This is a genomic window from Bacteroides congonensis (genome assembly GCF_900130125.1).
GTDB lineage: Bacteria > Bacteroidota > Bacteroidia > Bacteroidales > Bacteroidaceae > Bacteroides > Bacteroides congonensis.
Window position 1 is genome coordinate 200,057 of record NZ_FQXY01000010.1, and the last position, 21,579, is coordinate 221,635.

Consider the following 21,579-nt stretch of genomic DNA (forward strand, 5'->3'; position numbering starts at 1 on the left):
TTTTACTTTCGTTCATTAAACAATGGAAACATCAAAGGTTGCACAGTTTTTTCTTCTTTCGTCTCCGAGATCCTGACCCATTCCCCAGGTTTTATTACAAATTCTTTGGGGAATGGTTTACGAATTATAATCCCAAATTCTTCTTTTCCTGCATTCAATACAATAATAGAATCACCAGTTTGTTGCAACACGACATCTGCCGGGTTAGAAAAATGAAAAGCAAATATCTTATCATGATAGTCTGAAGCTCCCCATATTCCTATATTTACAGAATTAACATACACCTGACTCTGCCTTATGACTATCCCTTTAGCATTTACACTAACATCACCCACCAGAGCTGATTGATAACCGAACACTGACTGATTATTCTTTTTATCCAATACTACCTCTGCAATCTCTTCATCTGTAAAAATTCTCCGTCCCCAAATTAGACGTTCTGAACTAATATCTATATTTTCCGTATCAAACCTTGGTTTTTTATTCTTATACGGATATAAGAATGTAGAAAAAGCTGCCGGAGCCTCCTGCTTTTTACGAAAACGCACCGTTGGAACAGGCCGGTGTTCTATGGGATACCAACCTAATAAAGGATTCTTCTGCCCTTGTATTATTTCCGTTTGCAAGTTTTCTTTGTCTATTGCATATATACCGATTTGTATGCTATCGTTGCGTTCACTATGCACAGAATGACCGTCCGGATTCAATATGGCCGCCGGAGCATCAAGATGAAAATGCGCATCGAATACATGTTCTCCGTTCCCCTCCAGTTGATCAATAATCAAAGCGTAATAAGGTTTAAGATACAATACGTTCCGGATATGAGTCACTGTTGTATCCCGATCATCCAACCATGTTTGGGGCTGGTAACTTTTCTTCGGATTATATACGTTAGTCACATATCCGTCAGTATAGCTAGAGGAAACATAATCAAATAAAGGTGTTGTGCAAAAAAAATTGTCTACCGGAGAATAGATTTCAGGAATTACCTTCTTTCGATATTGCCATTTCCCATCTACTATAATAGTATTGTGTGAAGGAGTATTAATTGAAAAGCGTCTCCAATCAGACTGATCATAAGGATATTTCCCCGGATCAAACAATAAGTTTTTTCCCCATGCCTTTAGCACAATCTGTAACTTCTCCTGTTCAGCGTGACCAATCCCCTGCGGTCCTCCTCTAAAGAATAAAAACATACCATTATCCTTCCAGCCACTCCGCATCATATAAAATCCTGCATAATTCAGATATGTTGTAGCAGGTAGCTCTTCACCTTCCTCCCCATCTGAGACGATCCATGCCAATACCGGATCATATCCAATCTTCAAACCTTCTTTTGATATTTCTTTAATATTTTTCAGACTGGAGTCATTGGTCCTCACATGATCTCCCCATTGATCCATAAGTAAAACCGGTGCCCGATACATATCCAGTAATCTGGATGTAAATGCCTCAGGCAGTCTGATGTCGTTTATTTTAGCAATATCATATAATTGCTTATAGGTAGCAACCACCCCATAATGATAACTAGGCGATAGTTCAGCCTGCAAACCATCAGGGGGCACTACTCTTTTAATTTCATTCATATAGCGGCCAATCGCGATTACACGCCATTCTTCTGATTTTTCAAATTCCTGAAATACACAGCCAATAGTATATAATGCAGCACACTCTGTCGTCACATGGTTTCCCGTACGAGCAGCATCTTTTAATAGTGTATTTTTAAGATGCTCTGCATGTTCATAAATCAACTTCAAATAAAGTACATTGTCTTCTGCTGTAAACAGTACAGAATTTCGAAATGTCAAATATGCATTAAGCCATGTTCGTATTCTTATTGCTGTATCCAGACTTCTCCAGACAGGCTTCACGGACAAAGGATTATCCTTGGCAAAGTCATACATAAACCAAATCCACTTTTTCAAATACTTTTCGTTACCCGTCTTTTGATATGCTACTACAAGTTTATTCAAAAAGTTGATACGAGACACGCAAGCATGAGTCCATTCAATTGCATAATTGGGATCACTACTCTTTCTCGGATTAAACAACCAGTCGAAATGTTCTCCCATATATACCTGCCCTTGTACATAAGGCCGTTTGACGTTTATATCATCACAAATATAATGCATACAAACACTGTCAGCCGATATATCTGTTTCGTTTGACACCCGCCCTGCAACAAACGGCTCTTTGAACCATTTACCTGTATCAGCCAACCTTTTATATTGCAGCAAAAAAACTTTAGCGGAAGAATAATCCTTTTCTTCCACACCGGCTCTCACATTCTCCAGCCCCGGTATATCAAGTCTGAGTAAACTAAAGAACAGAGAATCGGAGCACAGCCAATCATGACCAAATATTTTGCAAGGGAGAAAACCTCCCATGCAAAATATCAGAACCAACATTTTTTTTCTCATTTTCACAAGTTAGGATATTTAGACATCTTACGATCGGTCACTCTCATTAACGTTGCAAAACTCCATCCATGATGAGACACCCTGTTCCCTTTATATCCTCCAAGTACAGGTTGAAAACTACCGACAAATGATTTATATTCATCGTTAAAATAATCATTCATAGCCTCATACAAATCTGTAGGAGCATCTTTACTTCTTACCTTATCTGTTGCAAAAGTCCAATGCGGCCACTCTGTACGATGCAACTCATAATAAAGCAAATAATCCAATGCCTTTTTTAACGATTTCTCTCCAGACTGCCATGCAAACAAGTTCACTCCAATCGTGTTATATGCCAATTGAGCTGATAATGTAATAGGCGTCAGTGCATAATAAGTATACCATAATCCATTCGCTTCTCTTCTTGTTTCATTGGGCATCGCTCCGTCTGCCGATATACATTTCGGAAGACGTGCCGGTATTCTATCAAGTTCCTCCTTTACTTTATCGTTCACTTCTAATATATGATAGGCCATAGCAGTGGCAAAAAGCCCCCAGTCTCCCCAATTATTAGATTTGGTTCTGATTAGTCGGAATGATTGCGGCAAAGCCACCGTTTGTATCCATGTCTTGAACGCGGTCTTTTCTGCAACAGTCCAAATCTCTTGTCCCAGCAACAAATCGGCGGCAATCATCATCTGTGAAATCAGATTTGCAGCAGTGAGTGCTGTTCCGGTAGCATTTCCGTCTTTATCATTTTCTGTTATCGTCGTATTTATCGTAGCCCATGCATTCAGGAAATAGATAGCCTTATTTCCATATTTCTCCTTGCCGGTCAATGCGTATGCCAAAGCATTGGCATACGCTGCATGACTATCAAGCGCCAGTCCCTGTTTGGCATCAATATTCTCATCCTGACCATCATAAAAAGCAGGAGTATGAAAATCTGCCACAGCTTCATGTTCTCTGTCCTGATAAGAATCGGCCAACTCGATAAGCTTATTATAAGCACTTTTCCAAGGTTCCTCTTTTTTATTGATTTGTCCGGCAACAAATTCGATCTGAGCCTGTGTATGGAATCTGGGAAATTGCGAACTTTGGGAGACTGGTACCACCAAATCACCCTCTTCCGGCTCTCCGGGCTGCTCTGGTTCATCCGGTTCGGGTTCTTTAGCATTTGCATACTCTTCTATCACAGGAATCTGAAATTCAGTACAAGATTCGAAACTAAACGATAACGCTACAACGAGTAGTATATTAATATAAAAATAGATTACTTTCATATATCGTATTATTTATAAGTTAAAAATGTAGTTGCTTTACAGCTTTTATTCACAGAAAAACGTATCCAGCGTGCCTGGAAACTATCCGGAAAATTGAAGTTCAACGATTCGCCCGCCTTCACATTTATCTTTTTATAGGTAATCCATTCTCCGTGTCCGATAGGATTTACTTCTAAAGTGAACGTCACATCAGAACTCTGGTCATGTGAAAGAATCAATTCTTTTTTATCATAAAATCCGATTAAATAAGGATCAGAAAACTCCCCTGTACTCACTTGTGTGTTTTTCCATGGCCCACCATGTCCAACCGGTTTTCCCAGTGCCCAAAGATCATCTATCGTTCCGACCCACAACATCGCCTTACCATCGGACGAACGTATGATATGAGAATTATGTTGAACTTCATCCGGATTCAATCCGCTCATAACTAATAATCCTCTATAGGATGCATAGTCATGAATACGGAAATTATGAGAAGAAACCGGACGTATCTTAGCAAATCCATCCGCATTCTCTGCCGGCAATTCAAAGAACGTTCCCATACAGTTAAACAGATCACGTTCTGTTGCCACCTCACGACAAATACGCAAAGTTCCGGCATCAATCAAGGATTTATAAGTTTCATTACCTAAAGGAAGACGCCAACGACGATTATTATCATCCACAATGAGTACAGACGATTCTTCGATAGAAATCACATTTTGAGGTATAGCAAAACGGGTACGGATTAATTCTTCGGTTTTCATGTCCTTTTTCTTTTCCAAACTCATTTTACCGTTCAACTCATAATATCCCGATTCCACAAATTCATCTCCATGAAACGTTCCGGTCAATACACCTAATGCCCGACGTTCGTCTCCTAAACCATACAAGAGAGCTCCGGCAGACGTCTTATCATTTATTTTTGAAATCCCCTTGAAAATTTCAACGTTCTCTATATTTCGTTCATTGTCTGTATATGCAAATTCCAAACTCAATGTTACTGATTTGTCAGGAGTGGCACGTATCCACTCTCCCTTTTCCGAATCTGCAAATTCAATAAAAACGGACTGCCCGGCAGGTACATTAACAGTTTTCAACGTCTGCCATTGATTATTTCCGTTTTCATCTACCTCCAATAATATATTTACAGAAGCTTTTCCCGAATTTCGAAGCCATGCACAACGTTTTTCCCAACCTGCAAACAGAAAAGGTTCTGAAACTTCACCACTCTCCACAAAATCATCAATCCAGACCGCACCTATTGCTGTTGTGCTACCGAGATTGTCAGGTTTATCAACATCGGTAAACCATAGATTAGAATTTGACTGTCCGGGACCTTCAATATCTCCTTTCACCTTACGCTTATTTAGAAATTCCTTATGCGCTGAATCATCACAACCAAATACAAGCCGATCGTTCCAACGCGTAAAATCTCCAATAACTTTCAAATAAGCCGAGCGAGGACGTATACCTGCTGTTTGATCTGCAGAGAATGTTTTTGGAAAACGCCAGAACATGCCATGCATAGTCATTAAATAATCGGGATTATCATCCGTTCCTACATTTCTTATTCTTGGCCATTCAGTGTTCCAACCATGTGCCCCATCATAACTGTTACTTGCTTTTGGCAAACGATAAAATGACCATGTACCTTTATCTCTCACTCCAACCAATACGGAACGAGCATCCCAGCCTGTCACCCAAATTGGATCAGTCTCCGGATTGGTATTACCCCAAATACCTCCAGGGCCACTTACTTCTGTAAACTGATTACGGCGAACCAGCTTCCAGTTCTCCCCATCCCATTCAGACAATGCACCGGAAGTTAGATTGAAATCACTCAATGCTCTTTCATCCGCTTCTCCATTATTTGAATAAACCACTACTCCTTGTCCTGAATAGAATCCTTTTCCATGTGCTCCCGGTAATAAAGGATTAGGCTTATTGGCTTTTGTATCATCTTCATGCGCATTCATCACATTTCCATCCACGTATAAGGTTTTCACTGCTAAAGAATTTACATCGACTTCATAAAACCCCTCCTCCATGGTAGCAATATACAGTTTATTCGCCGGGTCCGACAAATGACGGGCAACTCCCGTATAGCGTCCCGGATATTCAGTCAGAGGAATAACTTTTACATTTCGTTCTTTATCTATAACATACGGACCTATAAATAACTGGTTACTCTCTTTATGAATAAATCTGTTAGCAGGTGTACCTCCAATACTTTCCTTCCTTGTAATTTGCTGCAAATCAGATGTAATTTCATACAGTTTATCTGAAGATCCATAGGGCAAATGAGGGCCATAAGTTATTACCCACAGACGGTCTGCCCAATTTACAACAGCTCCTGTTCCACATTCTCCCTCACTATTATAATATGCCAAGTGAGGATAAATACCACTGTAACTGGGGAACATTGGTTCATGCTGTTTACCACTTTGACATCCGGTCAAAAGGTAAACTATAAAAAGTAAATAGATTATTCGTTTCATATCATTCACATAACTTTAATTGAAGCAAACATCTTCACCGGATTGGTTAATTTGGGCAAAGTCTCTTTCTCCAATAGTTACTTTATCTAATTAATAATTAGGATTTTGACTTAAATTAGAATTTATAAGAAGTTCACTACTAGGGATCGGCCATAAATACTGCCGTTCTTTATTGAAACTTCTAGCCCCTAATATTTTGCAATCATTAAGCATTGAAGTATAATCGGGAATACCATTTTCATCAATAGAAGGAATCCCCGGGAAAGGCCATTTCTTTCTATCCTGATTAACCGCATCAGGAATACCTAACACAGGTTTGGTCAATGCATCCTCTGCAATCTTCCAACGGATCAAATCCATATATCTCAAACCCTCTTTTACGAACTCAACTCTCCGTTCTCTTTTTATTATCGTACGAAGTTGATCCGCATTGGTGGTTACCACCTTTGGATAATCAGTAGCTTCTACAGTTGTCTTATAAGCTCTGGCCCGGACTTTATTTATAGCTTCCAGAACTGATGAATCTATTTCCCCCAGCTCTATTTTAGCCTCAGCATACGTCAACAGCATCTCGGCATAACGTACAATTATCAAATCAACATCATCCACCTTTCTATCAGCCATCGTCTGATCATATCCTTTTTTCCAGACAAACCCCGTATAGCTTGCATAAGAATCTTTTCCTCTCGAGTCTTTATTATCAACCAGTTTATTATCTTTATAACTCCTCACTTTGAGGGTGTCCGGGTGGGGTTGATATCGGAATTGCAACCAATCGGAACCATGTTTCACAACAGTCTCTGTCAATCTCGGATCTCTGTTATCAAATGGTTTTTGTGGATTGTAAAGAGGCGATTTATCTATAGGCAATCCATCAGTACATTCATATGAGTCTACAAGTTCCCGAGTAGGCATTACCGAGCATGTAAATCCGGCCGTACGTGTGAGGTAACGTCCCAATACAGTAGCTCCCGCATTCACAACCCCATATGTTTCCGACCGAGGATTACTCATTATTATTTCTTTATTATTTTGTCCTTCCGATAGAAATAATGTTCTGTAATCAGGGTACAATTGATAAATTCCTTTTTTCTCCAATTCCATAACTGCGCTCGCTGCATTCTTGGCTATTTCCCATTTGCCTGCATACAATGCCGTCCGTGCTTTTATTGCTAATGCAGCTCCTTTGGTAAACCGCTGCTGTTGATTAGCACCATATGATTCCGGAAGATTATCTGCCGCCCAGCCCAACTCATCATATACAAAATCCAAGATTTCATCTTTATTGGTTCTTCCCATTTTATATGAATCTTCCAGACTGGTATATTTGTCAAGAAAAGGTAAATCGCCAAAATGATTAACCAACATAGCATATTGATATGCTCTGATAAAGCGAGCCTCAGCTTCAAGCCGGAGCATGATATCAGGATCAGTCTTGTCCTTAGCCTGATCTTTATAAAGCATAAAACTATTTACTCTCGCTATGGCTTTATAACTATTAGTCCACAAATCGGCAGAACCAGTCCAATCACTGTTTATAGTCCCTGTCACCACAGCATTACTAATGGTTCGGGTAGTCATATTATCGGTCATCAATTCATCATCTACCGAATAAAAAGGAGAGCGGTATAAATCATTGATTGCCATCTCCAGTTCTTGTTGATTAGAATAGAAGTTGCCGGTAGAAGACTCGGACAATGGATTCAAATCCAAATTATTACATGACGCCAGAATCAATGCAATCATCCATACTGAAAATATTCTTATCTTTTCCATATTCATGTGTGTTTTAAAAATTAAGATTGAAGCCTCCCATAAAAGTAGTGACAATAGGATAACCAGTCGCGGACGATTCAGGATCCCAACCCTTCGGATACTTATCTATGGACAATAAATCATTTACACTCACATAAACTCTTATATTCTTAATATACCGTTCTAACGTTTTCCCAACCGGTATTCTATATCCCACAGTTATGTTTTTTAATCGAAAATAGGAGCCATCTATCAGCCAGAAATCCGACATCGTATAATTATTAGAGGCACTGGATGTTGACAAGCGAGGATATCGGGCTGCGATATTTTGTTCTGCGCTATTATTACGACTCCAGAACTTTCCATCAATAATTTTAGGAACATTTCCAATTCCCGACTCCATAAATGGCTGAACCTGAACATTGGATAACCGAGACTTCATCTTTCCTACACCTTGAAATGCCAACGATATATCTAAATCCTTATACCCTAAAGATAGATTACCTCCATAAGTATATCGAGGAAGAGAACCTCCCAACAACACTTTATCATAGTCTGATATTATCCCATCAGGAATCCCGTCAGGCCCACTAATATCTTCATAGCATATATCCCCTATCTGAACCGACGAATTCATCTTCGGAAGATTATCCACTTGTTGCTGATTCTGATAAATTCCTTTTGCTCGGTATCCATACCACTCGTCAAACTCTCCTCCCTCTATCTTTGCCAGATTTCCTTTTTGTTGAGTACCTTTCAGATCATCAATTATAGTCTTGGCATCTGATATATTAAAAGAAACCGAATAGTTAAAATCCCCAACCTGCTCTCTCCATGATGCTTCCAATTCCCAACCTTTGGTACTTATTTCCCCGGCATTCTGATTAGGATTGGCATATCCCAAATAACTCGGAATATCCAATTGAAGAAGAATGTTTTTAGTTCGCTTATTATAGTAGTCTGCCGTTATTTTTAATTTCTCATTAAAAAACATCATATCTACTCCGATATCATAAGATTCAGTCGTTTCCCATGTGATATCCTGAATAGCATACACCGTCTGAGCCCCTGTTTTGCTTGATACAATTTCACCATTTTGCCAAAAAAGAGCATCATTATGTGTTATTGCTGCCTGATATGGATAATCTCCTATTCTCTCATTCCCGACTTGTCCCCACGATCCTCTTAATTTGAGATAAGACAACAAAGGAATATTCTTCATAAACTTTTCTTCAGAGATAATCCACCCTGCAGAAAAAGAAGGGAAAAAAGCCCATCTTGAATTTTTATGAAAACGGGAAGAACCATCGTACCGGGCGTTTGCCTGAAGATAATATTTATTTTTATAATTATAATTGACACGTCCAAAATAAGATCGTAATGCCGACTCCGAAGCAGAACCACTATTATCTCTTAAATCTTCCGCTCCCAAATCAAGATATGGGAATTCTGTAATTAAAAAGCCTTCACGTGACGCTTTCAATGATTCAGACTTTATTGTATTTTCTTCGTATCCCAACAAGAAATCAAAATTGTGCACTTTGGCAAATGTTTTTTTATAATTGGCCAAGAACTGCCCATTAAAAACAGTACCATCCGCTCTAGTTTCATTTAGAACTGTTTTGGGACGACTAGTATACAGCACTCTGGAAGGATCACTCTTATCTGTGTATTCAACAACTTTAGCAAACGCCTTAATTTTATTAAAGTTCAATGTAGGAGCAAGAACAGCTTTCAGTGACAATCCTTCCAATGGTTTGAAATCCAAGACAAAACGACCTACCAGCTGATTGTATATTTTTTCATTTACTCCTCCTTCATTCACCTCTGCCAATATATTCGATCCATCTTTTCCGGGGGCATAACGACCATCATCATACTTGTCATCGTATATCCCCGGCATTACGCGAGCCATATAAGCCACACTTCTTGAAGAGATATAGCTATCTGCCGGAGATTTGTTGTTTGATCTTTTAAATGATACATCCAGATTTGCGGAAAGCATCTTATGCAAACGAATATCATTATTCACCCGGAACATATATCGTTTATAACCGCTATTAGCATACAATCCATCAATATCAACATATCCCAACGAAGCTTTCGTTTTCACTTTATCTGTTCCCATAGTCATCGTGAACTCATGCCGATGTCTGGGAGCCTGCTTTTTATAAATAACATCCTGCCAATCTGTTGCAGGATAAGTATCCGAATCCAGCAAATGGTTATTCCAATAACTGTTGATAAAGTCAGTTCCATAAATTGCAGATCCCCCATCATTCATTTGCCTTTCATCCACTAGCTGCATATAACGTACAACATCTACATATTCAGGCATCTCCGTAGGTTTTTCAATTCCAAATTCGTAGTTATAGTTAAAGGTGGCCTGCCCGGATTTTGCCCGTTTTGTTGTGACCAATATAACCCCTGCAGCAGCACGGGAACCATATATAGAACTAGCAGCTGCATCTTTAAGAACTGAAATATTCTCTATATCATTAGGATTTATATTATTAATATCATCGGTTGGTATACCATCAACTATAATCAGAGCATCATTATTGCCGATAGTCGTATTTCCACGTACCCGAATCGTACCACCACTACCCGGAGCCCCTGAACTACGAGTCACACTCAGTCCGGCAACCGCTCCTTGTAATGCATTTGAAATCTGTACGGACTGCCGGTTCTCTATTAGTTCACCACTAACAATTCCAACAGCACCGGTAAGGTCTTTCTTTGTACTTGTTCCATAACCAACGACCACCACCTCATTAAGAGTCATCGTATCATCAATCAGCTTTATATTCAAATGACTCTTGTTCACAGTAATTATTTGTGATTTAAACCCGATGAAAGATACTTGAATGGAACTTCCTTGAGGAGCGTTAATAGCAAATCGCCCGTTTATATCTGTTATTGTACCTATTGATTGACCAATTACACTAACATTAGCGCCAATAACAGGTTCTCCTTTTTCATCGTTTACCATGCCTGTTATTTTTTGAGCTTGCTGCTGCAACTTGTTTTTATCAGCCTTATCGACAGACAGCATTATATAATCATTCTTAAATTGATAGTTTATGTCCGTCTTTGCAAAAGCCGTATCCAGAAAAGTAGAAACCTTTCCCGATATCTTTTGCATCACCACTGTACGATTTACATCTATTTCATGATTACTATATACCACCAGATAGTCCGTTTGTCTTTCTATTTCTGTTATCAACTGTCCAATAGACAAAGATTTAGAAGGAACTTTAATTATAGCATTTTGAGCTTCTGCGTTTACCGCCATTAATTGGAAGGTATACACAAACAGGAAAAATAGTGAGATTTTCATAATTCTAAAATAATCTTTAATGCATTGATTTTGGACAATAAAGAGTAATAACAAAGGATTTATTTTCATATCTTTGTATAATGTAAAGTGAATACTAAATTGACTCTTGTGTTTACTTTTCATCCGGCGGCAAATGGTGGTACATTTGTCGCTTTCATTTTTCTATAAGGTTAATATATTTATGTTTCCATGGCATGTATGATTTTAAAGATTAGACAATCGTTATTAGTTTAATGTAAAAGTATTCTTCTCTTTATCTTTGTTTATCTTAAAATGGTGAATCTGCTGTATAACTTTCAGTATCTCATCAATACCATCTCTTTGCCTGAATTTACAAGTATATCTGATATCTCTCAACTGTTGATTAGAAACAACTATCTTTACATCATAATACAATTCGAGTTTCTTGGTTATATCAATCAGACGTTCATTATTAAAACTATATATCCCCTCCTTCCAAAGTAGAGCATCTGGAAATTCTATCAGCTCAACAGTCATTTGTCCATTTTTTACTGTTACCTGTTCATTAGGTTTCAAAATAACTTTTTCTCTACCATCGTCACAGCTTACCTGTACCGCTCCTTCAATCAAACTCGTTCGGGTTAATCCTGTTTCAGGATAGCTATATACATTAAATTTAGTACCCAGCACTCGCATCTCTACATTCTGAGCAACTACATAGAATGGTTTCTTTTCATTCTTAGCTATCTCAAAAAAGGCTTCTCCTATAATCCGAACCTTGCGCTCCGATCCCCAGAAATGTGAAGGGTAAATTAAAGTAGACTGTGCGTTAAGCCAAACAACACTTCCGTCTTGAAGAGTGATACAGGCACGTTGTCCTGCCGGTACATACAGTGTATTTGTTTCTGCTATAAGATTATCATTACTCAATCTTGAAGAGGTCCATAATGTCAGCCAACATGTAGAAACAATCAATAATACAACTGCTGCTGCATATTTCATTAACTTAAACAGGTATTGATGACGTTTTCTGTTTAAAACCCATTGTGTAAAATGACTGTATTTAACCTTCCCTTCTTCAACATTTTCCATGTACGAAGACAAATTCATCAAAGCACGTATGTTTTGATACTCACTAAATTGTTTTTTTAAAATATCATCTTTCTCTATTTCTCGCAGAAGTTTTAATCTTTCAGCGATATCCAATTTGTTTTGAAAATATTTTAATATCCGTTCGTCCATCTTTTATTTCTTCTAAGTTCATTATGTAAACGAGCCAAAAGAAAAAATCCGCCAAAAGAAAATCATTTTTTTTATTTCAATCACAAATAAAGTAGAAAAAGGAAGAGAGGAAAATAATCTTTCAGTTCAGTTTTAAGTTTCTTGTAAGCTATACCCATTTGGGTTTCAACTGTATTAACAGATATGTTTAATTCCATAGCAATTTCTTTTTGCTTTTTACCTTCAATTTTATTTTTTATAAAAATCTCCCTGCATTTTTCGGGTAGTGCATCAATAGCCTTAGATAAAATTTGTTCTATACTTTTTTCCTCCAGAATATCCAAATCAAAATGTTCCAGCGAGTAGTACTTCACTTGTAAAGTAAGACGGTATTCTTCTTGTAGTTTATCTTCAATATCTCTTATTAATATTTTCCGGCGTAAGAAATCAATGCACCGGTTCTTTATAGCAGTGAAAAGGTAAGCAATAATATTAATCGGCAGTTCCAGCATTTCTTTTCGCTCCCAAAGTTCCAGGAAAACATCTTGCACTATGTTTTCAGCGTCTTCATCCGAAAGAACATACTCTTGGGCAAAGTATTTCATTCTGGAAAAATAAGCAATATAAATCTGCTCAAAGTCAACATGTTGTTTTTCTGGTATCATTTCCATTTAATCTGTTACACGCCGCCAAATATAATGGAATAAAAGATTCGAAGCAACCAAAATAAATATATTTTTTAATATTGGTCTATAACCCTTTAATGCTATTAATGCTATCCAAATCCTCTGTTTTATATTTTATCCCCTACTAAGGCGACCCGACCCTTAAACGCTATTTTATTCCTCCCGCCCGAACGAACGATATTCCAACGGAGTAAGCCCTGTACGCTTCTTAAAGAAAGAGAAGAAATATTCGGTAGACTGAAAACCGAGAAAGAAAGAAATCTCTTTCACTGATTGGGAAGTACCCACCAGCATTTGCTTCGCTTTGCGAAGTTTCAACTCCTGAAAATATTTGGCGGGAGCATAACCTGTATACTCCTTAAAGACACGACGGAACCATGAATAGCTGATATTGAGCCGCATCGCCAGTTCTTCCGGGTCTACATTACCGGATACATTTTCGTTCATTATAATCTTTGCCTGCTCTATCTTCTGGTCAACATCGCTCATCTCGAAAATCTTATTCTTGGAAACGGAGAGAATCATACCTATCATATGGAGCACAATACCGGAAAGATATTGTTGCGCGGAAATCTTGTCCGCTTCGGCCACTGCAAGAGCACGGGAAAACAAGGATACCAATTCTTCATTGATTCCCACCTCTAATATCTGTTGCTCCTGAGAGAGAAAAGAATTATCCACGATAGCATCTATCGCAGGCCCTTCAAATCCGATGTAATATTCCGTCCAACCGGTTTGCCGCAAAGGACGATAGGTATGCCACTGTCCGGGAAACAATACCATCAGCCGACCTTTACAAACTTGTTTTTCGGAAGTTGAATCTGATGAAAACAAACCACGTCCTTTGGTGATATAGACCAACTGGTACTCACGAAGCACCCTGCCTTTTTCAGCATTGAAAAAGTAACCGGAAGGATGTTCTTTCAACGGGTAAGGAGAGTCGGGCGGGATAGATTGATAACCGACCGTATTGACCCATAAACCAAACTTACGGTCCATGTCATTTACAATCAGATACTTAAATTCAAGTCCTAAACTATTTTCCTCGGTCATATCAACGTGTTTTCATGTAATTGAACCGGACAAAAATAGGAATTATTTTCAGAAAACACACGCTAAGAAACAAAAAACATCCGGAGTATACTGTGAAGCATCTCCGGATGTCTATTTAAAACAAACCTACACTGTCAGATTTAGAAAGCCTTATGATATAAAGCTTCAATGTCTTCTACCGAAGTAGGACGGGGATTACCACCCGTACAAACATCATTGAAAGCCGCCACTGCCAATGCCGGAATATCTTCTTCCTTCACATTGATTTCATGCAGTTTCTGAGGAATGCCAATGCTGAGAGAAAGAGCTTTTACAGCTTCAATAGCCGCCTTTACACCTTCTGCTTCACTCATTCCGGTAGTGTCTACGCCCATCGCTTTCGCAATATTGATATACTTCGGAGCAGCGGGAGACTCAGCGTTATATTCCATCACGTAAGGCAACAGCAAAGCATTTGCCACACCGTGAGGAGTATCATAGAAAGCACCCAGCGGGTGAGCCATCGAATGGACGATTCCCAAACCAACGTTAGAGAATCCCATACCGGCGATATATTGCGCTTGCGACATTGCTTCGCGGGCAACTACATCTTTGCCGTTATCCACAGCCGCTTTCAGGTTCTGCGCAATCATTTCGATAGCTTTCAGTTCGAACATATCGCTCATAGCCCAGGCACCCGGAGTAATATAACTTTCGATAGCATGCGTCAAAGCATCCATACCCGTAGCGGCAGTCAGACCTTTCGGCATGGAATACATCAGTTCAGGGTCTACGATAGCCACCGCAGGAATATCGTTCGGGTCTACACAAACCATTTTTTTACGTGCGTCTTCGTCGATAATCACATAATTGATGGTTACTTCGGCAGCCGTTCCGGCAGTAGTAGGCAATGCGAAAGTAGGTACTGCCTTGTGTTTCGTATTAGCCACACCTTCCAAAGATTTCACATCTGCAAAATCCGGGTTGTTCACAACAATACCGATACCCTTGGCTGTATCAATAGAAGAGCCACCACCCAAAGCTACAATAAAGTCGGCTCCGGAAGCTTTGTAAGCTGCCACACCGTTTTGCACATTTGCAATAGTAGGATTAGCTTTTACATCACTATAAAGTTCGTAAGGAATCTGATTCTCATCAAACACCTTGATGATTTCGGCAGCTACCCCAAACTTAATCAGGTCTTTATCCGTTACAAAAAAGGCTTTCTTAAAGCCACGTCTGGCTGCTTCCACAGCAATCACACTCCGGCATCCGGCACCAAAGTAAGAAGTTTCGTTTAAAATAATGCGATTCATGGTTGTCTATTTGTTTAAAGGATTAACCGCAACACCTTCCAGGGTAGAAAATGCTGCGGTTGCTAAAGTTTATAAATTCAATGACTAGTAAAAATATTATTTAGGCAAATTGAAAGCAACTGTCATTTCTTTCATCTGTTCCTGACTCATACCATCCGGCTCAAAACCCATATTTTTTGCTGCGATATAAATTAGAGCTGATTTATTAAGTACATCGATCTGGTCGAACGCCTGCATCGCATCGCAATCAACTGCAAATACACCATGTTTCTCCCACATCACAACATCATAATCCTGCAATTCCTTGATGGTAGCTTCCGCCAGTTCTACAGAACTGGGCAATTTATAAGGAATGATACCCAAACCACGCGGGCAGAATGCCTTTGTTTCGGGAATCATACTCCATAACAGATTGGTAGCCACATCTTTTTCCATGAATTTCGGACAATGTGTCATGGCAATCAGTTCTATCGGGTGTGTATGTACAGACGCTTTATAAGGAGAGTTTTTGCTCAACAGGTCATTATGTACGCTCAAGTGAGAAGGCAATTCCGATGTCGGAGCCACAGCCTCGTCTGCGATAATTACATAGCTGGCACAGTCATCCAAAATCCGGATCACCGAACCATTCGCCATCGGCCAACGAGCTAAATCACGCATGCGTTTATTAGTTCCCTTGCAGTAGAAATAACATCCTTTCAGATAAGGAAGAGTCACACCGATAGATTTAACTTCACTGATCGGTTTCATCTGACGGATTTCATCGTCTACAAACTCTGTGATATTAACAGTGATATTACCACCGTTACGTTCAGCCCATCCTTTCTGCCACAAGTAGCCGGCAACTTCCGCTACCTTATTTACTTCTTTGGCAAGTGCCGGACGATTCTCTAAGATTGATTTCATTCTATAATATAATTTTAATTAGGCATAGATTATACTGATTTTGCCGCAAGTTATAAAAAAACTGCGTAATCTGTATAACCCACACCTAAATTTTTTAAAACAAATTTGGGAACACTAATGAGAAGATAAGTACAGTCAGACCAGCTATCAGCACAGTTATGGTCTTGTTTGACACGCCTTTCCATTCTTTCAGAATAATTCCCCAAACATTACTAAATGTGACATTCAACGCCATCAGGATACACCAGGAGAAAGCCAGTAAAACAGGACTTTCCGTGAGGAAACTCTTTCCCATTTCCAGTCCGAAGAACTGCATATACCACAGTACACCAGCCAAGGCACAGAACACCAGATTGTTGCCCCATACCTTTCCTTTCGCATAGTCACCAATGGATTTATTCGCCACATTCTGTTGCAGGCAATACACTGCATTCGTCAGGAATCCACCGAACGTAACCAGGAAGATTACAGGAAGTCCGGCATAAAGTCCTTCAACACCACCTGCCAAAGCAGCTTCCTTGATAGGCGTTCCGGCATCCAGTCCCAAAGCGAAACAAGCACTCATCACACCTGCCAGCAATGCCACGAGCAACCCTTTTGTCAATGCGAAGTCTTTCACGGCAGCACGTTTTTCCTCTTCACTCATATTCTGTGCACGCAAGCTGCCGGCATATCCGATAACGGCGATACCTGCCAACGTAATACAAACACCCAGCAGAAGAATCAGTCCGTTACCTTCGAACAAATTTGTCCCTGCGAAAAGAGCCGGAAGAAGTGTTCCAAAGCCGGCACAAGTACCCAATGAGATACTTTGTCCCAATGCAACACCCAGGTAGCGCATGGAAAGTCCGAACGTCAGACCGCCTACTCCCCACAATACACCATAAAAGATGCTCATTCCAGCACCTCCCGCTCCCCACAAGTCGAACAAACTGCTCCCTTGGGGCACGCCCAGCAGTGAACCCAGGAACGGGAACACTAACCAGGCAAATACACCTTGTATCAACCAGAAGCTTTCCCAGCTCCATTCCTTCACCTTTTTGATAGGCACATAGGAACTGGACTGGCAAAAGCTACCGATGGCTATAATCAACAAGCCGATTAAAATATCCATAACTTATCGTTTAGAAGTTACTTCGGCTTCGTACTTTTCGATTTCCGCAATGAAATCTTCACCTACCGGAACATTGTTCTTCAAGCAGAACATATCCCATACAGCATTCCAAGGAAGAGCTTTTTCTTCTTCAAGCAGAGCCAGACGTTGGAATCCCTGTCCGTTAGCTTCGTATTCACGCAACTTGGCAATCGGTTCGAGCAGGGCGCGGGTCATACATTTCTGTGCGGCACGGCTACCGATTACGTAAGCACCGATACGGTTGATAGAAGCGTCAAAATAGTCAAGACCATAGTGTACGCGGTCTAATGCGCCACAACGGACGATTTCCTGGAACAGTTCCATAGTCGGGTCGTCCATGATAGTAACGTGGTCTGAATCCCAACGAACCGGACGGCTTACGTGCAACATCAGTTCAGGAACATAGAGCAACAGTGAAGATACTTTGTCAGCCACACTTTCTGTCGGGTGGAAGTGACCGGTATCCAGTGTAATCATCTTGTTGCGGGAAGCACCATATCCGATATAGAAGTCATTGGAACCTACTGTATAGCTTTCCAGACCGATACCGAACACTTTGGATTCGATACAGTCCTTCATATTCTTATATTCGGTAGCGTAAATCTGATCCAGAGAGTCTTTCAGCAATGCACGATACTTCATGCGGTTTACGGTGATGTCTTTACTTCCGTCGTGTACCCAAAGATTCATGATACACGGGTCGCCCTGTGCCTTACCCATTTCTTCGGCAACTGCACGGCAGCGTTTTGTATGCTCAATCCAGAACTGGCGGATGCCTTCGTCAGGATTAGAAAGTGACAAGTCACCTGATTTCGGATGAGAGAAAGAAGTAGAGTTGAAGTCAAGTTTCATGTTATGTTCTTTACCCCATTCTATCCAGCTCTTGAAATGCTCCGGTTCCACCTGGTCACGGTCTACTACCTTGCCTTGGAAGTCTCCGTAGATTTCATGCAGATTCAGGCGGTGAGTACCCGGGATATAAGAAGCGGCTTTCAAGATATCGGCACGCAGTTCGTCAATGTTGCGGGCTTTGCCCGGATAGTTACCAGTAGCTTGGATACCGCCTGTCAATGAGCCGGCCTGTACTTCGAATCCTGCTACGTCGTCAGCCTGCCAACAATGAAGCGACAGATGGAAATCCTGCATAGTTTTCAATACTTGTTCGGTGTCTACACCTACTGCTGCATAACGTTCCACAGCAATCTCATACGCTTTCTGAATCAGTTCTTCTTTTTTCATGATATTCTATTGTTTAAAATGATTATTCTGTCGGTTGTTTATTAATTATCGGATACAGTTTTTAAAGTGGATATAAGCCGTATCCCACGCTTCCGTATCCTGCGGATGGTAAGTTTTCAACGGAATGGAACGGTTTATCAACCGGCGCATGCCCGCCACGTCCGTAGCTTCTCCTGCTGCCATCGCCTGAATCATCACATTACCGATAGCAGTAGCTTCGGAAGGGCCTGCAACCACCGGGATACCAATGGCATTGGCTGTAAACTGATTCAGCAAGTCGTTACGGCTACCACCGCCAATCACGTGCAATGTCTCGATCGGGCGGGGAGAAAGCGAACGCAAGTTCTCCAATACCTGGCGATAACGCAAAGCCAGACTCTCAAAGATACAGCGTACCACTTGTCCGCGGTGTTCGGGAACAGGCTGTCCGGTAGCATGGCAATATTCTGCTATGGCTTTCTCCATATCCGCAGGATTTGCGAAACAATCATCATCGGGATTAATCAGGCTACGGAACGGTTCACAGGAATCCGCTTCGCTGATGAGTTCGGGATAACTCGTATCCCCCCAATTCAAGCGGCAGCGTTCCAACAACCACATTCCACAGATATTCTTCAGCAGGCGGATAGTTCCTTCCACACCGCCTTCATTCGTAAAGTTCAACGCTTCCGTTTCGGCATTGATTACCGGAGCATCCGTTTCAACACCCATCAGCGACCATGTTCCGCTACTTAGATAAGCAAAGTTACGGTCTAATGCCGGAACGGCAGCAACGGCAGAACCCGTATCATGTCCGGCTACGGCAATCACAGGGATAGCTCCCAGTCCGGTTATCTTCTGTACTTCTTCTGTCAATACTCCCACCTTTTCACCCGGGAATACAAAACGGCCGAAGTTCTTTTCACTCAATCCGACTGCTTTCAACAGTTCCGGTTCGAGACGACGGGTCTGTGCATTCACCAGTTGGGCTGTCGAAGCAATCGTATATTCCGTCACCATTTCTCCGGTCAACATATAGCTCAATGCATCCGGCATAAACAGAATCTTGTCCGCCGCCGCCAATGCACTGTCATTATTACGACGTAAAGTGTCCAACTGGAAAAGTGAATTAAAATTCATTATTTGAATACCCGTCTTGCCATAGACTTCGCTACGGGAAATACGGGAGAAAAGAGCTTCCGGCGCTCCTACCGTATGCGGATCACGATACGCATAAGGCTGACGAAGCAGGTTTCCGTCCTTTCCGATGCACACAAAATCCACTCCCCATGTATCAATACCGATAGAAGCGATAGATTCTCCACGGTGAGCCACCAGCTTCAAGCCGTCAATGATATAACGATATAATGCATAAATATCCCAATAGAAATGACCACCGACTTCAATCAGATGGTTGGGGAAACGGTTAATCTCCTCGAGGCTTAATGCGCCTTCAATGAAAGTTCCCAAGATTGTACGGCCGCTCGTTGCGCCCAGATCGACTGCAAAAAAGTTTTGTTTCATGGTATTCTGTCTATATATTTAAGGTATACATTTACCTACATTGCAAAGATAGGCGATTCCCGCCTCGTGTTCCTTACGTATTTTGATTGAAAGGATATACATTTTGACACAAAACAGAAAACCAAACTTCCACAGTTTAGCATATTTTTCACTTTTATGCAAAAAAAGCATGGTTTTATGCATATTTTCTCCCGAATAATGCATACTTTTGCAGTGTTATTAGAATAATTATACAATGAAGAAGAAAGCAAATCGGTTAGATGCCATCAAAATGATTATCTCGAGCAAAGAGGTAGGCTCGCAGGAAGAGCTGCTGCAAGAGCTAAACCGCGAAGGCTTCGAACTGACGCAGGCCACCCTCTCACGAGACTTGAAACAACTGAAAGTAGCCAAAGCTGCCAGTATGAACGGTAAGTATGTATATGTACTGCCGAACAACATTATGTATAAACGTTCTACCGACCAGAGTGCCGGCGAAATGTTACGCAACAACGGATTCATCTCCTTGCAGTTCTCCGGTAACATAGCCGTTATCCGTACCCGCCCCGGTTATGCAAGCAGCATGGCTTATGACATCGACAACAATGAGTTCACCGAAATTCTCGGAACCATTGCCGGAGACGATACGATTATGCTGGTGTTGCGTGAAGGGGTTGCCACAAGCAAGATACGTCAGCTCTTGTCACTCATCATTCCGAATATCGAATAATTATACCTATATTATATATATAAAGAAATGGACACTCAACAAATAGATGTTATGGTAGCCGACGCCTCACATGAGGTTTACGTTGACACTATTTTGGAAACTATCAGAAATGCTGCCGCCGTAAGAGGAACCGGAATCGCGGAACGCACACACGAATACGTAGCGACAAAAATGAGAGAAGGAAAAGCCATTATTGCACTCCGCGGAGAAGAATTCGCAGGATTCACCTACATCGAATCATGGGGCAACAAGCAATATGTAGCTACTTCCGGTCTGATTGTTCATCCCGATTTCCGTGGTTTAGGGCTGGCAAAACGTATCAAACAGGCTTCTTTCCAACTGGCACGTCTCCGATGGCCGAAAGCGAAAATATTCAGTCTGACTTCTGGCGCAGCCGTGATGAAGATGAATACGGAACTGGGCTACGTCCCCGTCACCTTCAATGAACTGACAGACGACGAGGCTTTCTGGAAAGGATGCGAAGGATGCACCAACCACGATATCCTGGTTGCCAAGAACCGCAAATTCTGTATCTGCACAGCCATGCTGTACGACCCGACAGACCCGCGGAACATTAAAAAAGAACAAGAAAGAAATAACATTTAAAAAATATA

General features: G+C 40.8%; 15 protein-coding genes. 2 read left to right on the forward strand and 13 right to left on the reverse strand.

Translation table 11 applies throughout. From position 1 onward, the window contains the following. Nucleotides 1-2: 2 nt before the first annotated feature. The 13 genes from BQ7997_RS12380 to rhaB all read right to left on the reverse strand — a co-directional run bounded on the left by BQ7997_RS12380 (nucleotide 3) and on the right by rhaB (nucleotide 20,256). Nucleotides 3-2,420 carry an alginate lyase family protein gene (locus BQ7997_RS12380; RefSeq protein WP_083589225.1) on the reverse strand — a complete coding sequence of 806 codons (2,418 nt, stop codon included), beginning with the start codon at nucleotides 2,418-2,420 and terminating at the stop codon, nucleotides 3-5. A gap of 2 nt (nucleotides 2,421-2,422) precedes the next feature. After that, the gene (locus tag BQ7997_RS12385) at nucleotides 2,423-3,682 is read right to left on the reverse strand and encodes an alginate lyase family protein (protein WP_044656436.1); all 1,260 of its coding nucleotides are present in this window, start codon (nucleotides 3,680-3,682) and stop codon (nucleotides 2,423-2,425) included. Nucleotides 3,683-3,690: 8 nt separating this feature from the next. Next, a complete protein-coding gene (locus BQ7997_RS12390) occupies nucleotides 3,691-6,162 on the reverse strand; it encodes a lipoprotein (RefSeq protein WP_073346741.1) in 2,472 nt (823 codons plus the stop codon). A 90-nt stretch (nucleotides 6,163-6,252) separates the two neighbouring features. Continuing rightward, on the reverse strand, nucleotides 6,253-7,938 hold the full coding sequence (locus BQ7997_RS12395; protein ID WP_073347391.1) for a RagB/SusD family nutrient uptake outer membrane protein: 1,686 nt from the start codon (nucleotides 7,936-7,938) through the stop codon (nucleotides 6,253-6,255). A 13-nt stretch (nucleotides 7,939-7,951) separates the two neighbouring features. Then, nucleotides 7,952-11,326, reverse strand: coding sequence for a SusC/RagA family TonB-linked outer membrane protein (locus BQ7997_RS12400; RefSeq protein ID WP_073347392.1), 3,375 nt, complete (start codon nucleotides 11,324-11,326; stop codon nucleotides 7,952-7,954). Nucleotides 11,327-11,482: 156 nt separating this feature from the next. After that, nucleotides 11,483-12,460 (reverse strand): FecR family protein, encoded by a 978-nt coding sequence (locus tag BQ7997_RS12405; RefSeq protein WP_073346742.1) that lies wholly within the window; start codon nucleotides 12,458-12,460, stop codon nucleotides 11,483-11,485. A gap of 80 nt (nucleotides 12,461-12,540) precedes the next feature. Continuing rightward, entirely contained in the window at nucleotides 12,541-13,104 is a 564-nt protein-coding gene (locus BQ7997_RS12410) for an RNA polymerase sigma-70 factor (RefSeq protein ID WP_073347393.1), read from the reverse strand. Between the two features lie 174 nt (nucleotides 13,105-13,278). Then, complete coding sequence (locus BQ7997_RS12415) at nucleotides 13,279-14,178, reverse strand: AraC family transcriptional regulator (RefSeq protein WP_073346743.1); 900 nt, start codon at nucleotides 14,176-14,178, stop codon at nucleotides 13,279-13,281. A 140-nt stretch (nucleotides 14,179-14,318) separates the two neighbouring features. Next, nucleotides 14,319-15,473, reverse strand: coding sequence for a lactaldehyde reductase (fucO, locus tag BQ7997_RS12420; RefSeq protein WP_073346744.1), 1,155 nt, complete (start codon nucleotides 15,471-15,473; stop codon nucleotides 14,319-14,321). Nucleotides 15,474-15,569: 96 nt separating this feature from the next. Then, nucleotides 15,570-16,379: a rhamnulose-1-phosphate aldolase gene (gene rhaD / locus BQ7997_RS12425; protein WP_073346745.1), complete on the reverse strand. Its 810-nt coding sequence runs from the start codon at nucleotides 16,377-16,379 to the stop codon at nucleotides 15,570-15,572. A gap of 94 nt (nucleotides 16,380-16,473) precedes the next feature. After that, nucleotides 16,474-17,493, reverse strand: coding sequence for an L-rhamnose/proton symporter RhaT (rhaT, locus tag BQ7997_RS12430; RefSeq protein WP_073346746.1), 1,020 nt, complete (start codon nucleotides 17,491-17,493; stop codon nucleotides 16,474-16,476). Nucleotides 17,494-17,496: 3 nt separating this feature from the next. After that, on the reverse strand, nucleotides 17,497-18,753 hold the full coding sequence (locus BQ7997_RS12435) for an L-rhamnose isomerase (protein WP_022137211.1): 1,257 nt from the start codon (nucleotides 18,751-18,753) through the stop codon (nucleotides 17,497-17,499). A 45-nt stretch (nucleotides 18,754-18,798) separates the two neighbouring features. Beyond that, a complete protein-coding gene (gene rhaB / locus BQ7997_RS12440; protein ID WP_073346747.1) occupies nucleotides 18,799-20,256 on the reverse strand; it encodes a rhamnulokinase in 1,458 nt (485 codons plus the stop codon). Nucleotides 20,257-20,491: 235 nt separating this feature from the next. Here rhaB and argR point away from each other — a divergent pair, with 235 nt between their 5' ends. Next, the gene (argR, locus tag BQ7997_RS12450; protein ID WP_022137208.1) at nucleotides 20,492-20,965 is read left to right on the forward strand and encodes an arginine repressor; all 474 of its coding nucleotides are present in this window, start codon (nucleotides 20,492-20,494) and stop codon (nucleotides 20,963-20,965) included. Nucleotides 20,966-20,992: 27 nt separating this feature from the next. Continuing rightward, nucleotides 20,993-21,571: a GNAT family N-acetyltransferase gene (locus BQ7997_RS12455; protein WP_073346749.1), complete on the forward strand. Its 579-nt coding sequence runs from the start codon at nucleotides 20,993-20,995 to the stop codon at nucleotides 21,569-21,571. Nucleotides 21,572-21,579 lie beyond the last annotated feature (8 nt).

Coding starts and splice junctions, on each gene's coding strand:
- BQ7997_RS12380 (WP_083589225.1), bottom strand. CDS start 2,420: ATGAGAAAAAAAATGTTGGTTCTGATATTTTGCATGGGAGGTTTTCTC.
- BQ7997_RS12385 (WP_044656436.1), bottom strand. CDS start 3,682: ATGAAAGTAATCTATTTTTATATTAATATACTACTCGTTGTAGCGTTA.
- BQ7997_RS12390 (WP_073346741.1), bottom strand. CDS start 6,162: ATGAAACGAATAATCTATTTACTTTTTATAGTTTACCTTTTGACCGGA.
- BQ7997_RS12395 (WP_073347391.1), bottom strand. CDS start 7,938: ATGGAAAAGATAAGAATATTTTCAGTATGGATGATTGCATTGATTCTG.
- BQ7997_RS12400 (WP_073347392.1), bottom strand. CDS start 11,326: ATGAAAATAAATCCTTTGTTATTACTCTTTATTGTCCAAAATCAATGC.
- BQ7997_RS12405 (WP_073346742.1), bottom strand. CDS start 12,460: ATGGACGAACGGATATTAAAATATTTTCAAAACAAATTGGATATCGCT.
- BQ7997_RS12410 (WP_073347393.1), bottom strand. CDS start 13,104: ATGATACCAGAAAAACAACATGTTGACTTTGAGCAGATTTATATTGCT.
- BQ7997_RS12415 (WP_073346743.1), bottom strand. CDS start 14,178: ATGACCGAGGAAAATAGTTTAGGACTTGAATTTAAGTATCTGATTGTA.
- fucO (WP_073346744.1), bottom strand. CDS start 15,473: ATGAATCGCATTATTTTAAACGAAACTTCTTACTTTGGTGCCGGATGC.
- rhaD (WP_073346745.1), bottom strand. CDS start 16,379: ATGAAATCAATCTTAGAGAATCGTCCGGCACTTGCCAAAGAAGTAAAT.
- rhaT (WP_073346746.1), bottom strand. CDS start 17,493: ATGGATATTTTAATCGGCTTGTTGATTATAGCCATCGGTAGCTTTTGC.
- BQ7997_RS12435 (WP_022137211.1), bottom strand. CDS start 18,753: ATGAAAAAAGAAGAACTGATTCAGAAAGCGTATGAGATTGCTGTGGAA.
- rhaB (WP_073346747.1), bottom strand. CDS start 20,256: ATGAAACAAAACTTTTTTGCAGTCGATCTGGGCGCAACGAGCGGCCGT.
- argR (WP_022137208.1), top strand. CDS start 20,492: ATGAAGAAGAAAGCAAATCGGTTAGATGCCATCAAAATGATTATCTCG.
- BQ7997_RS12455 (WP_073346749.1), top strand. CDS start 20,993: ATGGACACTCAACAAATAGATGTTATGGTAGCCGACGCCTCACATGAG.